The sequence below is a fragment of the Floridaenema flaviceps BLCC-F50 genome, assembly GCF_041929275.2.
Taxonomy (GTDB): domain Bacteria; phylum Cyanobacteriota; class Cyanobacteriia; order Cyanobacteriales; family Aerosakkonemataceae; genus Floridanema; species Floridanema flaviceps.
This window is the reverse complement of sequence record NZ_JBHFNR020000001.1, coordinates 64,575-80,621: the sequence shown is the minus strand read 5'-3', so window position 1 is coordinate 80,621 and position 16,047 is coordinate 64,575. Positions and strand designations below refer to the sequence as shown.

The 16,047-nt window shown below is 43.2% G+C and carries 11 protein-coding genes; 9 read left to right on the top strand and 2 right to left on the bottom strand.

The features are described 5' to 3' along the window. Positions 1 to 19 precede the first annotated feature (19 nt). Together ACE1CI_RS00310 and ACE1CI_RS00305 are read left to right on the top strand one after the other, a co-directional pair. Positions 20 to 1,141 carry a radical SAM/SPASM domain-containing protein gene (locus ACE1CI_RS00310; RefSeq protein WP_413264905.1) on the top strand — a complete coding sequence of 374 codons (1,122 nt, stop codon included), beginning with the start codon at positions 20 to 22 and terminating at the stop codon, positions 1,139 to 1,141. A 47-nt stretch (positions 1,142 to 1,188) separates the two neighbouring features. Continuing rightward, positions 1,189 to 1,782, top strand: a complete 594-nt coding sequence (locus tag ACE1CI_RS00305; protein WP_413264904.1) for a sulfotransferase family protein — start codon at positions 1,189 to 1,191, stop codon at positions 1,780 to 1,782. A gap of 59 nt (positions 1,783 to 1,841) precedes the next feature. Here the strand turns inward: ACE1CI_RS00305 and ACE1CI_RS00300 are convergent, their stop codons facing one another. Both ACE1CI_RS00300 and ACE1CI_RS00295 read right to left on the bottom strand, forming a co-directional pair. Next, on the bottom strand, positions 1,842 to 2,999 hold the full coding sequence (locus tag ACE1CI_RS00300) for a hypothetical protein (protein WP_413264903.1): 1,158 nt from the start codon (positions 2,997 to 2,999) through the stop codon (positions 1,842 to 1,844). A gap of 7 nt (positions 3,000 to 3,006) precedes the next feature. Beyond that, positions 3,007 to 4,476, bottom strand: a complete 1,470-nt coding sequence (locus ACE1CI_RS00295; RefSeq protein WP_496615165.1) for an MBOAT family O-acyltransferase — start codon at positions 4,474 to 4,476, stop codon at positions 3,007 to 3,009. Positions 4,477 to 4,641: 165 nt separating this feature from the next. On the opposite strand from ACE1CI_RS00295, the gene htpG reads away from it, so the two are divergent. The 7 genes from htpG (at position 4,642) to ACE1CI_RS00260 (ending at position 15,982) form a co-directional block, all read left to right on the top strand. Then, positions 4,642 to 6,621, top strand: a complete 1,980-nt coding sequence (gene htpG, locus ACE1CI_RS00290; protein ID WP_459564068.1) for a molecular chaperone HtpG — start codon at positions 4,642 to 4,644, stop codon at positions 6,619 to 6,621. Positions 6,622 to 7,253: 632 nt separating this feature from the next. Next, a complete protein-coding gene (gene rpmB, locus ACE1CI_RS00285; protein WP_413264900.1) occupies positions 7,254 to 7,490 on the top strand; it encodes a 50S ribosomal protein L28 in 237 nt (78 codons plus the stop codon). 770 nt (positions 7,491 to 8,260) lie between these two features. Beyond that, positions 8,261 to 12,769 (top strand): hormogonium polysaccharide biosynthesis protein HpsA, encoded by a 4,509-nt coding sequence (hpsA, locus tag ACE1CI_RS00280; protein ID WP_496615164.1) that lies wholly within the window; start codon positions 8,261 to 8,263, stop codon positions 12,767 to 12,769. A gap of 32 nt (positions 12,770 to 12,801) precedes the next feature. Then, positions 12,802 to 13,557, top strand: a complete 756-nt coding sequence (locus ACE1CI_RS00275) for a prepilin-type N-terminal cleavage/methylation domain-containing protein (protein ID WP_413264898.1) — start codon at positions 12,802 to 12,804, stop codon at positions 13,555 to 13,557. A gap of 39 nt (positions 13,558 to 13,596) precedes the next feature. Continuing rightward, a complete protein-coding gene (locus tag ACE1CI_RS00270; RefSeq protein WP_413264897.1) occupies positions 13,597 to 14,655 on the top strand; it encodes a hypothetical protein in 1,059 nt (352 codons plus the stop codon). 61 nt (positions 14,656 to 14,716) lie between these two features. Continuing rightward, complete coding sequence (locus ACE1CI_RS00265; protein WP_413264896.1) at positions 14,717 to 15,337, top strand: pilus assembly FimT family protein; 621 nt, start codon at positions 14,717 to 14,719, stop codon at positions 15,335 to 15,337. A 117-nt stretch (positions 15,338 to 15,454) separates the two neighbouring features. Then, on the top strand, positions 15,455 to 15,982 hold the full coding sequence (locus ACE1CI_RS00260; RefSeq protein WP_413264895.1) for a pilus assembly FimT family protein: 528 nt from the start codon (positions 15,455 to 15,457) through the stop codon (positions 15,980 to 15,982). The last annotated feature ends 65 nt before the right edge of the window (positions 15,983 to 16,047 follow it).

The window sequence follows — 16,047 nt, the reverse complement described above, 5'->3', positions numbered from 1 at the left end:
AATGGTATAGGTAAGTTTTATGCTCAGCAACCTCAAGTCTCTCATCCCCCAGCCCCTGAAGAGTCAAGTAAAATCAATTCTCCAGGCTGGGGAACATCGCTTCGATCTTTGGCTTGACGTTATCTCGACTGAGTACAACTTCCGCTTTCGACGACAGACATTTCAGAAGCAGTTGGAGAAGTTGCGCGGACTCCCACGAGGACTCCACATTGAAGCTACAAATACCTGCAACGCCAGATGTACTTTCTGCGCCTATCCGCAAATGGAAAGGGCAAAAGAGGTCATGCCTTTGGACGATTTTCGCCGCATTATTGATCAGTATGTGGCAATGGGTGGGAAATATATCTCCCTGACCCCAATTGTAGGCGATCCATTTGTCGATCCGCACCTGTTCGCTAGGTTAGACGATCTCTACAAACGCCAAGAAATAGAAGGGTTTTACTTTTACACCAACGCAATTTTGATGAAGCCGCAAGTGAGCGAAAAGCTTCTTGTTTACGGCGATAAGCTGAAGATTCACGTCTCTTGGGGTGGGTTTGATCGAGAAACTTACAAAGCTATTATGGGTGTCGATCGCTTCGATATGGTCAGCCGCAATGTTGAGGCGTTCGTGGAAGCAAAACGTGGCACAGGTTCTCCCATTCGTTTCACGATCGCGCTCCGTTGTCCCCTCTCCCAATGTAAAGGAGAAGTTTGGAAGAAGTTTCGCGCTTGGGAACGTGAAGGACTTCTTAATATAGAACACCTCAATTCCTATGATTCTTGGGCTGGAAAGGTAAAAGCTGAGGATTTGCAGGCAGTTGGGCTGGCACCGCGTTTAATGCCTCACAAACGCGGTGCTTGTGAAATGCTTTATATGAAGCCAGTAGTGCTGGTGAATGGCAAAGTAAACGCCTGCGCCTGTCGCGATGTGGAGGCGGAATTAATTGTAGGCGATCTGAAAGAATCAAAGCTTTCGGAAGTTTGGGAAGGTAAAGCTATTGAGGAAATTATTCACAGTCACAATCGCGGTGATTTTCCTGATGTTTGCAAGCGTTGTACCTGGTACGTTAGCGTCTATAACCAGCGCAAAAGCAGCGTTTTAAAGCCCCTACTCAATTGGGGAGAAAACGATGCTCCCGATAGTTTTAAACTGTACTGATGAAAAAGCTTTGAATTCTTTAAGAACTGTGTTTTTGGATGGCAAGAATGAACATCAAAAGTGTTCTCAAAAAGTTAATTATTAATTTGCCACCTGCCAAGTATTATTATGTAGGGCTGGCAGTTACTGGCAACCAAACGGCTGGTAGAGCTATGAGTTTACTTGGTTACCGCTGGATACATTATCCTACATCTGTTGAAAGTCTTTGGAGGTACGACGTAGCGACAGATACCCCGGTTGGAATGTGGTTCAGGCAGGGTTTATTGCCTAGAAACGGAATTTTTATTTTAACTGTGAGAGATTTGTCAAGTTGGCTTGATGATTGCCAATTGTGGTATGAAACACGCCCCCTTGATAGCTTAAATGATTTTGAAGTTAGCGTGAGGCAGTATCTTTATGGCGGGTTGGAATTCGATCGCACTCGCTTTGAAGATTCCTACCACAAACACAACGAAGTTTGTATTGCTATGGCGAAAAAGATGGGAGTCAAGCTGCACGAGTGGAATGTCGTAGCAGACCCGAATTGGGATTTCTTAACCAAACTAACAGGTCGAACAACAGATAAACCTTTTCCCTTCACTCCAGGTAAGTATGCTGTAACTTGGGATAAATTCGTAGAAGTCCACCAGAAAAAGGCTTAACTCTTTTCTTCCTGCAATTAATGGTGGGATGGGTTAGCGAAAGCTTATCGTCACCTACGCTATTTTGATTGGGGTTTTAAGTTCTCGACGAATTGCACCACATCCGGGTTATTTTTAGCCCAAATTTCGCGATCGCTACGAATCTTAGCTAGGTGGGATTCAATGTTCTCTGGCGTTAGCAGCACGCCGAAATCTGCGGGAACGCTTTCTTCGTTATAGCGGAAAATTCGGTTGAGTACTAAATCGCCCACTTCTTTGCGATAGTGGGAATTATCTATGTAATTTTTCATATTTTTGCCGATCGCTTCCGTGGTAATGCTGTTGTAACCAGAGAAATCCCACACAGGTGCAATTTTGACAATTTCTCGTTTCCACTGTTCAAAAATCGGCCAAATTTCCCTCACCCGTAGCGCTTCCCATTCCGTAGCATGGGAAGGGGAAATCAAAATTTTGATATCTATATTTCGTTGTTTGCATATACTAACTATAGTTTTAAAATTGCTTAATAATGAGTTAGACAATTGCAAGTCTTTATCTTTTATTGGAGCGCGAAAATGATTTTTTTTAATAACTTCTTTAAAAATAACTAGAAGTGGTTTATTTTCATAAACCTGCTTAACGTAGTATCGGTCATCCCGCCTGCCATCAGGGTAAAAATAACCGATAGATTTAGAATCTTTTTTATTGATATCTATTGTATCTCTACTTGCTTGAAAAGCATCTAAAGAGAATAAAACATTTAGGGCATCTTGGGGGGCAATTGTTTGCCTTTCTAATCTGGTTTCTGAAAAATCTGATGGGATTTCGCTTAAATTACTGAACATGAATAAATCAATACCTATGACAACTTGTTGCAAGTTGGGCTGATTGGCGATCGCGTGTTGCAAATACCTCATCACCGGATACATATTTGCTCCAGTCAAAGCCAAATTGTAAGTAGATGGGGAATTAGCGAAGACGGGATGCTTGGGATCTAATCCAAACTCAGTTCTGGATGAACCAATAAAAATCACTTTTGGCTTTATCCTGGTAACAGCGACCGCTTTGTAAAGCATCACATGATCGTTAATTTCTGGCTTTAACCTATTTACCTTAGAAATGATACGACTATTCATCACTCCGTAAGGATCAACAACTAGGTTAAATGACGCAAATAACAAAGACTCAACTAAGATCACTGCCACCAGAATCAAACTATATCGACGGTAAGACTTCATTTTTTTATTAAAATTGGAAATAAAGGAATTCCGAAACGCGATTTAGGGAAATTAAACATAAAACAGCTAATGTACCCACCAATAGTGCCCATAATATCCTTGGTTTTATCCACTTCATAATTTCCTGGGTATTCGGTAACAAAACTACCCCTAGAGTCAATCCAGCTAATAGGAGTAGACTTATTTGCCCACCCAGAAGTGGCAGGTAAGAAAACTGTTGCCATCCCTTAAATTCCGCCCCAAATAGACTCAGCCAACCTAGAAAGCTTTTATAGGCAACTGGCAAAACCAAAGGTTTCATACCTAGCATAGTTTGCGCCATTTCTATCCCATCATGGATGCTGTGCGCCCTGAAAAATACCCAACTAATTACAACAGCAAAAAACGTGATCGCCCAAGCCAAAATTTTTGGTAATGGGATATTCAACTTTCGCCAAGCATGATTAATTACTAGGAACAGTCCGTGCAATCCACCCCACACCACAAAAGTCCAACCCGCACCGTGCCACAGTCCGCCTAACAGCATAGTAATCAAAAGATTGGTATAGCGGCGCAATTCCCCGCGTCGATTTCCACCCAAGGGGATATATAAATAATCGCGCAAAAAATTAGAAAGAGTGATGTGCCACCGTCTCCAAAATTCACTGATAGAAGTTGATTTATAAGGCGAATTGAAATTGATAGGCAGGTCAATATTCATCATCCATCCCAACCCGATCGCCATATCTGAGTAGCCAGAAAAATCAAAATATAGTTGAAAAGTATAACTCAACGCCCCTACCCATGCTTCCACAAAAGTACAATCGCTAGCGTGAGCAAATATCGGCGCTACCCAGGGGGATATGTTATCTGCTATCAATACCTTTTTAGCTAACCCTAAAATAAACATGGTAATTCCCATCGCCATGTTTTTATGCGAAAAAACAAAATTGCGTACTTTCTCAAATTGCGGGACGAGTTCGTGATGACGTACAATTGGCCCTGCAATTAAGTGCGGGAAAAATAAAACAAATAAACTGTATGTGAGAAAATCATAGTTTTTCGTTTCCCCGCGATAAGCATCTACCAAATAAGCGCTTTGAGTAAAGGTGAAAAAGGAAATTGCTAGTGGTAATACCACATTTGGCGCGAATAAATGAAAGTTAAATAACTGATTAAAAGAAATTATAAAAAAATTTGCGTATTTGTAATACCCTAAAGCTAGTAAATTTAAACTTATACCGACCCCAAGCAATACTTGAGCTTGGTGTTTATTTCCCCTTGCCAAATAAAGCAATCTGCCCATTTGATAGTTAAATACCATTGAGATAAGCAGAAGCGGCACGTAAGCGACGTTCCAGTAGCCGTAGAAAAACAAGCTGGCGATAAACAACCAAACGGAAGCTGCTTTGATGGTCCGAAACTTGGTTAGCCCAAAGAATACAAGCAGCGTAATTGGCAAAAACCCAAAAATAAAAGTGTAAGAGTTAAATAGCACAATCTGAATATGTTACATAATGTTAATTAGGAAACTGATCCCCTAACTTTAGAAAGTAGGGAAATCCGAATTGCGGCTGGGGGTAAATCCTGAAACCAAAGTACCAAGCGATCGCGGAAAATCTATTCTGGAGAAAGTATAACAACCTGAATTGAACTTATGACCATGCTCGAACAAGGTACGATTACTATTCATAGCGAGAATATTTTTCCCATCATCAAGAAATCTCTTTACTCAGGTCATGAAGTTTTCTTACGGGAATTGATTTCCAACGCTGTAGATGCTATTCAGAAACTTAAAATGGTATCCCGTGCTGGAGAATTTTCTGGCGAAGTCGCGGAACCGGAAATTCAAATTGCCATTGACAAAGACAACAAAACCCTTTCCATTACAGATAATGGCATTGGGATGACCGCTGACGAGGTTAAGAAATATATTAACCAAGTCGCCTTTTCCAGCGCCGAAGAATTCATCCAGAAATACCAAAGCAACGGGGAATCAATTATTGGTCACTTTGGTTTAGGGTTTTACTCCTCTTTTATGGTTGCCCAAAAAGTGGAGATTGATACCCTCTCCTACCAAAAGGATGCCCAAGCAGTTCACTGGACTTGCGACGGTTCACCAAACTTTACATTAGAAGATTCAACCCGCACCCAACAGGGTACTACTATCACCCTAACTCTACAAGAAGAAGAACTAGAATATCTCGAATCTGCCAGAATTCGCCAATTAGTCAAAACCTATTGCGACTTCATGCCAGTACCCATCAAACTGGACGAAGAAGTATTAAACAAGCAAAAGGCAATTTGGCGACAATCTCCGAGAGAATTAAAGCAAGAAGATTACCTAGAATTTTACCGCTATCTCTATCCTTTTCAAGAAGACCCTTTGCTGTGGGTACATCTAAATACTGACTATCCTTTCCAAATTAACGGCATTCTTTTCTTCCCCAAAATGCGACCTGATGTTGATGTTACAAAAGGTCAGATTAAACTATTTTGTAGCCAAGTCTTCGTCAGCGATCACTGCGAAGAAATTATGCCGAGATTTTTGTTACCAATGCGCGGGGTAATTGACTCGCCAGATATTCCTTTGAACGTTTCTCGGAGTGCGCTGCAAGTCGATCGCACTGTCCGCAAAATCGCTGACTTTGTAGCGAAAAAAGTTGGCGATCGCTTAAACGAACTCTACAAAGAAAATCGCTCCGAATACATCACCTGTTGGCAAGATATTGGCACCTTCGTCAAATTTGGGGCGATGAACGACGAGAAATTTAAAAAGCAAGTCGAAGATATTATTATCTATCGCACCACCTACCAAGGAGAAGAAACAGCAACCAAATCTGCTGATACACCTACAGTCGAAGTACAACGACAAGAAGGCGATCCTTGGCAAGAAGTGAGTACAACCCCTAATCAAAAAGACCAACAAGGTAGAACTTACACCACTTTAAAAGAATACTTGGAACGCAACAAAGAACGTCATGAAAACCGAGTATTCTACTGTAGCGATGAAGCAAGCCAAGCAACCTACGTTGAGTTGCACAAAAAACAAGGGTTGGAAGTCCTATTTATGGACTCATTCATTGACTCTCACTTCATCTCCTTCTTAGAGAGAGAGTTTAATAATGTACAATTCTCTCGCGTTGATGCTGACTTAGATAAAACCCTGATTGATGAAAACAAAGCAGCGGAAATCGTAGACAGCACCACCAACAAAACGCGCAGCGAACTGATTAAAGAAATCTTCGAGAAAGCACTCAACAAACCCAAAGTTACTATTCGCACCGAAGCCTTAAAATCAGACGATCCCCAAGGAACACCACCAGCAATGGTACTCTTACCAGAATTTCTGCGGCGACTGCGGGAAATGAATGCCCTAATGCAGCAACAAACAATGCTATTCCCCGAAGAACACACCTTAGTAGTGAATACCTCTCACCCACTCATCCAAAATCTCGTGAGTTTGAGTCAAAGTAGCATCATCCAAGGAGAAGGACAATCACCCAGCGCTGAGTTAGCTAACATGATTTGTCATCACGTCTATGACTTAGCACTGATGTCCCAAAAAGCCTTTGACGCAGAAGCAATGAAAGCCTTCGTCGAAAGGTCAAATCAAGTCTTAACCCGCCTAACCAGCAAATAGTTAAGTACGTTGTTGCGCTTTAGCGCTCTTATCCTAGTATTGAGGTGTAGGTGTAGGGTGCGTTAGGCGTAGCCGTAACGCACCGAATTTTATTCTTTGCGATCGCCAAAATCAGTACTCTAGGGTGCCTTAGCCACAGCCTAACCCACCGAATTTTATTCTTTGCGATCGCCAAAATCAGTACTCTAGGGTGCCTTAGCCACAGCCTAACCCACCGAATTTTATTCTTTGCGATCGCCAAAATCAGTACTCTAGGGTGCCTTAGCCACAGCCTAACCCACCGAATTTTATTCTTTGCGATCGCCAAAATCAGTACTCTAGGGTGCCTTAGCCACAGCCTAACCCACCGAATTTTATTCTTTGCGATCGCCAAAATCACAATTATCGGACTTACGCAAAGCCTAATTCCTTCGGGTGCGTTCGTTTTCTCGTTCCCCGGTTCAACCGGGGAACGAGTATTGGGAGGTTCTACCTCAGATGCTGCAAGATCTCAGTTGAAGAAGTCTTACAAAAGATCGCTCTCAAGTTGCGATCGCCAAAATTATGCGGTGCGTTACACTGCGTTAACGCACCCTACAGGAATGTGTCAGAATAAAAGATTGCAGCCAAAAAACAGAAACCTGGAGAATTGTATGTCGAAAGTTTGTCAACTGACAGGCAAAAAAGCCAACAACGCTTATGCCGTCTCCCACTCCCACCGTCGTAACAAAAAGTTGCAAGAAGTGAACTTGCAGTCAAAGCGCATTTGGTGGGAAGAAGGAAAGCGCTGGGTAAGACTTCGTATTTCTACTAAAGCGATTAAGACTTTGGAGAAAAAAGGTTTAGCAGCAATGGCGAAAGAAGCTGGAATTAACCTAAATAAGTTTTAATTGGATTTTGGACAATCCCCCAGGTGGGTTTCCCTTAGTTAATCTTGTTTTACTTGCTATTCCCGACAATTCCCCCGCTCCCTGAACTAAGGGAAATTACGGGGGAATTGTTGTTTAAGGGAAAGTTTTGCAGAAAATTTTAAGTTTTGCCTTTGGAGTTTTAAGTTATCTCCCCTGCGCCGAGAACCCCTCTGCTCTCTTTTCTCGCCTAGAGGTGATAGGTTTCCGGTGCGTCTTGGGTATTATAAGTCTAGTCCCTGATGAGGAACTTTTTTTAAAGTTTTCGTAAAGAAGTAAGAAAAATCCTCCCAAGGATTGTAGTTCTCTAGGGGAAAATTGCTGACGTTGTTTTTAGTTGATTCGTTATCTGATGGTAGGCGCAAATGAAAAAAATCCTCTGCTCCCACTACTTTACGATCGCGATCGCACAACCTCTAGTAGGCAAATCACAACGCTCATGACTCCAACGAAGATAAACTTTATTTTTCCACAGGTAAGCTTCTGTCCTATCTACTACTATTTTCCCAAAACTCTCTCTTGCTCCGTTAAATTACATAGAATTTCTCACCCAAGTCTAGTTGACATTAAAGCGTATTTTCTCGGTGGCATAAGAGGTTTTTAGTTGTTACTACAGAGTTAAGCGTGAAACTTTATAAAAGTTTTATGAATCCCGCAAAATCTTTCTTAAATATTAATTTCCATTAGGGAAAAGCATAATTTATTTTCCCGCCTGTTAGAAGCAAGATTCTCTTAAGCCAAGGATTGCAGCCATGTTTAAACGCAGACAAATTAGAGCTATTAAAAGGGCATTTCGCAAGTTATTTAAACGAACTTGGATTTTGGCAAATACTGTTAGTAAAAGTGTAATTGATTGGTTTTTACGCACTGTCTTACTAATTGGGATTGGCAAGGGGCGACAGAATCATGCTAAAGCAGGTTTTGTGTTGCCAACAGTAGTCATGTTGTTATTAGTTGTAACCTTAGTTGTTGCAACTCTTTTAGTGCGGACTCAAAACCGAACTAGTCAAGTTATTGGGGCGCGGGAAGAACAAGTTATTTATAATGCGGCAACTCCAGCAATTGAGAGAGCAAAGGCAAAACTAGAATATTTGTTTACGCAAGATACTCGGATGCCAACTGGTGCTGTATCAGATCAGTTGTTGTTAAAAATGCTGGTTAATGATAACAGTCTCTACCCTGAATTGACAAGTATCGTTACTCCTAACCCCTACACTTTTGAAGGCGGCGAAGAACAAGGAGGCGAAACACGCTTAGACTTAAACCAGGACGGAATTCCCGATCCAGCTTGGGCTTACAAGGCTGACGTAGATAATGACGGAATAAAGGAAACCGTCGTATATGGGATCTATTTAAGAAGCAGAAGTGACAATAACAATATCAGTATCAGTGGTGTACTTGGTACAGACAGGGACGGAAGACCGATCCCAGATGCTAACGGTCGTGCAGACACAGACAAAGAAAAAGCTAGCTTCCTAGTAACTCGCAACGGCCCAATTAATACCATCAATCTTAACGACCCAGTTTGTGCTGATCTGACTCGGAGTAGTACTACACCTCCGCCGCCAGGAACTATTCGCCCTGTAGATGAAAGTGTCTGGTATCCATCAGGTAGCGGTGTACTACGCAAAACATTCCAGGTAGATGCCATTGTAGTTTCCCGAAAAGAAGGAACCAGCCGCACAGTTGCCACCTTAGAATTTCAACAAGATAGACAACTAGACAGAGCCAACAGATGGGGCGCTTGGTTCCGCTACGACATGGAAATTTATCCAGGTTTTGATTTCAACTGGAACGGAACCATGTACAGTGCAGGCAACATCTTTATCAGTGGCGATAAATTTAGAGCTTATCTGATTAGCTCCCCCAAATCTTGCTTCTATGGCAAAGATTCCTCGGAAATTACTGTTCTGGAAGAACCAACACCTCCAGGAGGATCACCACAATATCAAGGACAATTTCAAGCAAACAGACCGGCTGATGATGCTAGTGGTTCCGCAAAAATTGACCTGCAACAGGCAGGCGGTAATAACACAGATCCCGATCGGAGTCGAAATGACGTAGTTCCAGCTACTCTAGATACCAATAGCGACTCATCAACTAAATCAGCCGGGCAAGTGGCGATCAATCCGGTAATTTTGTTTACTCAAGACCGCTCCAGTGCCATAGGAGGTCAGTCAACTAACAGAGATGCCAGAGATGGTGGTTGGGATAACAGATCTTTGCGAACACAAGGCAGATTTCGCAACCAGCAACAAAATCCTCCCTATGTTGACGATACTTACCGAGCCGATAACCGCTGGGGTCCCAAACCAAGATACGATCGCGTAGACTCAGAGTTATGGCTCAATGATTCCAGCCGAAAAAATGGTCAGCCTATCCCCAATAACCTTGGCGATCCAAAAATCAAGAAATTGATTTCCAACACCACCGACCCAGTAGCTGATCCAGAATTTAGAGAACTTGGTTTAGATGGTTACTGGGAACGTCGCGCCTGGGCAAATGGTTTGCGAGTAATTGTTTCACCCCGGTTGGAATTGGGTAATACTAATGGTTGGCAAAATAATAACGACCCACTTTATCCTGTTGCTACATCCACATCCCACGAACAACAACAAAGACGTACTCTCAGAGATAACTTAGCCGCAGTTCAAGCAACAGTTGTTTATCATCACGATAGCGGTTTGGGCAACCCCGCAGGAGACTTCCCTGTTGCTTGTGTAGCAACTACGGCTCATCCGGGAACTGAGCAAACAGATTTGAATAGTAGAAATTTCAATGTAGCTGGAGAAACATATCCTATCTACACTGGTGCAACGCGCTTGTATAGTGATTTCCTTACTGGCAAGGGAACTAATGGATGGGAATATACAGTTCATTCCCAGGATAAATATAGTAATGGTGGTGCTTTGAGAAATGCGCTGCAAAATTTGGCTAATTTTGCAGGCGATCCAGAAGGTGCTTTCCCACCCCAGCAACAAAGCGGACAGGTTAATCCAGATCCATATTTGACTATGTGGGGGAATTTTTCCAACCTGCGGCGAGCAATGCAGACATCCTATAGCGAACTCAGCATTGCAGATAAATCTTATTTACACAGTGCTGGTTGTGCAGTGGGAATGTTGGCTTATAACGTCAACTATTTTAATAACTACAACTATTCATCAGATCTCACAAATTTAGGAAATTTGGAGAATGCCTTGCGGCTTCTGTCTGATGGAAATACAGCCAATGGAGAGGTAAATCGCACCACAGGTGTAGTAAATATAAACGCAACTACCAGCTATACAGTTCCTACTCCTGTATCAACAGATGTTTACCTCAGTCTTTTAACAGGAGACAACCAGAAGCTAGCCAGAATGGTGGCAATGAAAGAGCAAATAGAGCGCGATCGAACATTAGGTTTTGCTAATTCGACTCCTCTTACAACCCCTCCCACTTTTGACCACGATAACAGCAACACAACTGCTGAAATTCCGTTACCGCAATTGGCGTGCGATCCTACGACCAAGTTCCCTGGTATAAGCGTTTCTGGTAGTCTGACTACTGGTGCCCGTGCGTTGGGAGTATTATGTCCATCCCAGCCTAAATATCCCTCTCTTTACTACATCTTCCCCACCAGTTCACACGCTCGCACCACTAGTCAACCTCCAACCGAAGATTACATAACTAGAGTAGGAAGCGTTGCAGTTGATGGAGGACAGTTTACAGAAATTAACCAAGCCAATTTAACCGAAATAGCCCTTGCGCCAAAAGGTGAAAACTGGACAGGCGGCAACAACAGTGCGGGTGGAAACTGGTACTTACCCACCAGCGACCAACCTAACCCAGCGCCCGCAGATCAAAACGATTTTCGGATCACTACTCCCAGCGGTAATCAAAACCGATTTACCTCACTCATAGACACCGCCTTCTTCGACACCCGAGAAAAAATGACGGTGCGTGCCTTAACCCTTGACCTCAACCTATTGCGGCGCGGATCGGTACCTAACAACAATACCTGGCTACCAAAAAGCGGTATCGTCTATGGGTTCCGGGAAGATGCAGCACGGGAAGATGCTATTGCTAGACCCGGAAGCGGAACTGTTGGTAACAATGCCGATCCCAGTAGCCCCTCAGATCCACCATTAGAAAGCAATGGCCTCTCGCGTAAACCAGTAGATTTTAAACCCGATCCCGATCGCCGTCCTTATGGTTTCCGGTTGAGAAACGGTCAAGACCTGAGACGTTTTCCCGGTGGTAGCGTCGATCAAGAAAACCCCAGAGGGATCACCTTTGTTTCCGATAACCCGGTTTATATTCACGGAGACTTTAACTTCCACAGCACAGATGGAACAGGTAATAGTCTAATTGAAGAATTTACCGACAAGATATTTAACGCCAACCAAGCGCCTAACTGGGGCATCTTCTACACTCGGAATACATTGGACGATCGCTTTGGCAGAAGCGGTTCTGGCAAAGATACTTGGCGACCTGCGGAAATCCTTAGCGATGCTATAACTATGCTGTCTAATAATTTCCGCAAAGGATACATAGACTTGGGGATTACACAAGATGGAAGCAATCCTAGAGTAAGCGATCGCTATTCTTACCGCGCCATCAATGGGCCTAGTACCTCTAGTAGGTCTTGGTTGCTCGAAGATGGAACAGTAAGATCGACCACTAATAACTTATTACCGATTAAAGTTTCCCGCGACGGCCACCCTATGTACTGTGATGGTACAACTAGTGGAGTTTGTCCTGTCGCATCACAAAGAACCGAATCCGGTTATCGCTCCTTAGACACTAACTACTCAGGTGATATTAACCAAGCTACCGAAACCAGAGTTAATGCGATCGTTGTCAGTGGCATCATACCCACTCGCACAGGGCTGCAAAATGGTGGTTTGCACAACTTCCCCAGATACATTGAAAACTGGCAGAGCGTCAACTCTATAATTAACGGGGCTTTTGTGCAATTAAACTTCAGTACCTACGCTACGGGTCCTTACACTCAAAACAGTTCTGTTTGGGAACCAGCAACCAACGGCACTGGTGGCAATAATTTATATTACTGGGCACCAAACCGGGTGTGGGGTTATGATGTGGGGCTGCAATACGCACCAGCAGGCCCAATGTCTCAACGTTTCGTTGCTTCTGGCAAAAAGCGTAGTGAGTTCTACCGAGATTTACAAGTAGACGATCCCTACATTTGTCGGTTACGTCTGGCTCTCAATCGTCTGAACGGACAAGACCCAGCATCCCAAAGAGAATGCAACTAATCATCAATAAATAAATAACAGTGGAGGCCAAAATGCTACTAGGAAAAAACAATTCAGTTTTTGGCCCTCCTTCCTCAAGGGGGGCTCAAGGATACTTCAAAAGTAAATTAGATTTAGCAATACTCACCAACTTACCAACAAAAAACACCTCAACCAGAGGATTCAGTTTATTGGAATGCTTGATTGGGATCGTCATTATCGCGATCGTAGTCACAGCTTTTACTCCTCCGATTTTTCTCACAGTTGCCTCTAGGATACAAAACCGCCGTGCTGAACAAGCTTTGCAGTTAGCTCAGGGAGAGATTGACAAAGTAAGACGCACAGTAGAGCGGGGAGTTTACAACGATACAACAGAGTTTTTACCCCCCCAAAGTGGTGCGCCAAATAATAACGTTCAGCAGGAACCTGCTCCTAGCTCCGAAGTTACTATCCCAGCCGACAGCAGGCAACAATTCTCTAACGCCGCCAGCCAAGCCCTAGCAGTTGATGTGAATGGCGATAGAAATTTTGACTTTATTGTACAAACCTACCGTACAGCAGGGGTTAGAGACACCAACAATAGACTGATGGCTTTTGGCATGGGTGTGAGAGTATATGCTTACACAGCAAGACAGAACTTTGGTAATTTAGAAACACGCGCCGCTGCTTTGACTATGACTACTGGCTTAGGGCAGCAACAAAGGCGACCACTAGCAGTTATGTATACCAATGTAGTTCGCAGCGATACAGGAATTTCGCTCCAATGTTACCAACAATTTTTAGGTTCGGGAAATTTTCGCTGTAACTAAATAAATTGTTAGTTCTTTATATAATTCTTCAGAAAAACAATGGCTACAAAATTTCTTGAAACTATACTCAAGTGGCGAAATCGTAGTTCTAAAAAACGGAATAAAAATTCTGGTTTTACAGTCTTAGAACTACTAGTTGCCACCCTAGTTGCTACTTTCGTAATCGTAGCACTCCTAGACCTCGTTGTAGATTTGTTGCAAACAGACCGCCGAGAATACGCCCGTAACGAAACCCAACGGGAAATTCAGATGGCACTTGATTTTATGGTCAACGACATCCGCGAGGCAGCTTACATTTACGATAACAACGGTCTTAACGGTGGCGGGCCAGATAATTTGCCAGGTATTAAAAATTATGTACAAATACCTGATGGTTACACGCCAATACTAGCTTTCTGGAAACCAGAAACAATTTCCGATGCTGATATGCAAGACCTTGGTGATTGCGGTCAATTTGGGCAAAATAATGAGAAGCGAACCGAGTGCGACTTGCTATTAATTAGGCGGAGAGCTTTCAGCCTAGTGATATATATGCAGAAAGTTAACGATCGCCAAGACGCTCTTGGAGGATGGAAAGGCGTATCTCGGATTGCCCGTCTCCAAATACCAAAATATAGGTTAGATGGTGTAGGCGACTTAACAAAAACCACAGGATATACCGATCCCCAAGAAAATACTGTTACATTTGCCACTTGGCCTTTGGACGGCAACCGTACAAATCGACAGAGTGGCATAGCACAAGGTACCACCCAAGTTTTAGTCGATTTTGTAGATTATCCAACAGAGTCACGTACCAGTCCTCTATATAGCGATAATTTACGAGCGCCAGATAATCCTAAATGTCCTGACGAGCAAAACTACAGTCAGATTCCCCCAACAACAGGTGCTGCTTTTAATCGCCCTAGCTTTATGGTTTGCGTCAGCACCAATAATACAAGTGGTACAGGTTCCGATCGAAGTAACGCTAACCAAGACGTTTTGATATTCCTCAGAGGCAACCCAACTGGTAAAGCAGGTGTGAAAGTGGCACCACTTTTAGCTGTAAAAACCCAAGCAGTAGCTCGTGGTGTCGTAGATAAACAACAAGGAGCACAGTAGTAATTACTTTCTCAATTCCTAAAAGCAGCAATTGCACAAATGAGAAATTAGGAGCACAAAAATGAAACCCTACTCGAAGCAAACCAACGACGGTTTCACTATGGTAGAAATGATCGTCGTTGTAGTAATTATCGGTATTTTGTCAGCAATTGTCGCACCCAGCTGGTTACAATGGTTAACCAGACAAAGGGTAAACACTGCCCAAGCTGAAGCAGTAATGGTTCTGCGGGAAGCTCAATCCAACGCCAAAAGAGAAAAAAGAGTTTGGCAAGCTTGCTTTCGTGATACCGGAACCAAAGTGCAGTGGTCAGTACAACCGCAACATCCTGATGACGGCAATAATAACCGCTGTCTTAATCCCGGACAACACCCCAATGCTGGTATTGCTTGGAATGACTTAGCAAGTGAAGATGCCGATAAGATCGCCATTGATTCAGCTAACACAACTCTATCAAATGCTGGTTCAAACACTTACAGCGTTCTGTTTCAATACAAAGGCTTACTGAAAACCGAATCCACCCAAACAGGTGGAATTACCTTTGGCACTAGAGACAATCAAGGAAGTTTAGGAGTAAGAGCAGGTACAAAGCGCTGTGTAGCTGTGATGACGATCATGGGTGCTACCAGTGCAGGTTCAGACAATGACTGTCCCACACTGGTGCAAACCGCACGTCGAGGATAATGAATAATTAGCAAACTGATCAATAAACAAAAAACAGTTTAAATATACTTATGTCAAACTTGTGACCAAACGCACCTGTAAGGGAATACTAACTCAGGTGCGTTTACAGTCTTTAAAATGAAATCCCAACCTTCCAGCTTCAATAGCGGCTTGACCATTGTAGAACTGTTAGTAGTAGTTGCTACCACTGGTATCCTAGCAGCGATCGCAGCCCCCACCTGGCAAGTCATCCTCAAACGCCATCGCCTCAACAGCGCCCAAGCAGAAGCGCTAAATATCATCAGACAAGCCCAACACAAAGCCAAAAGCGAAAAACGAGTTTGGGAAGCCAGTTTTCGGAAAAGCGATCGCACAATACAATGGTCAGTACATCCAGTTAACGACACAGAAACTCAACGCAGATGGGACAACTTACTGGGTGAAGATGCCGATCAAATAGAGATCGATCGAACTAGAACCACACTAAGACAAACTAACGAAACTTACAACATTCAATTTCAATATAAAGGCAGAGTCAACGGACAACTAGGTAGAATTACCTTTATGTCCCCCGGAGCCAACGACACAGCCCCCAGGCGTTGCGTATTTGTTTCCACCTTACTGGGAGCCATGCGTACAGACAGCGACAGAGGATGCCAAAACTAAGTTCGTTGGTGAGGGTAGGGACACGGCATCATCAATAATTTGCAATTCTTACCGTTATCTCTTTC

Coding starts and splice junctions, on each gene's coding strand:
- ACE1CI_RS00270 (WP_413264897.1), top strand. CDS start 13,597: ATGGCTACAAAATTTCTTGAAACTATACTCAAGTGGCGAAATCGTAGT.
- ACE1CI_RS00310 (WP_413264905.1), top strand. CDS start 20: ATGCTCAGCAACCTCAAGTCTCTCATCCCCCAGCCCCTGAAGAGTCAA.
- hpsA (WP_496615164.1), top strand. CDS start 8,261: ATGTTTAAACGCAGACAAATTAGAGCTATTAAAAGGGCATTTCGCAAG.
- htpG (WP_459564068.1), top strand. CDS start 4,642: ATGCTCGAACAAGGTACGATTACTATTCATAGCGAGAATATTTTTCCC.
- ACE1CI_RS00275 (WP_413264898.1), top strand. CDS start 12,802: ATGCTACTAGGAAAAAACAATTCAGTTTTTGGCCCTCCTTCCTCAAGG.
- rpmB (WP_413264900.1), top strand. CDS start 7,254: ATGTCGAAAGTTTGTCAACTGACAGGCAAAAAAGCCAACAACGCTTAT.
- ACE1CI_RS00260 (WP_413264895.1), top strand. CDS start 15,455: ATGAAATCCCAACCTTCCAGCTTCAATAGCGGCTTGACCATTGTAGAA.
- ACE1CI_RS00265 (WP_413264896.1), top strand. CDS start 14,717: ATGAAACCCTACTCGAAGCAAACCAACGACGGTTTCACTATGGTAGAA.
- ACE1CI_RS00305 (WP_413264904.1), top strand. CDS start 1,189: ATGAACATCAAAAGTGTTCTCAAAAAGTTAATTATTAATTTGCCACCT.
- ACE1CI_RS00300 (WP_413264903.1), bottom strand. CDS start 2,999: ATGAAGTCTTACCGTCGATATAGTTTGATTCTGGTGGCAGTGATCTTA.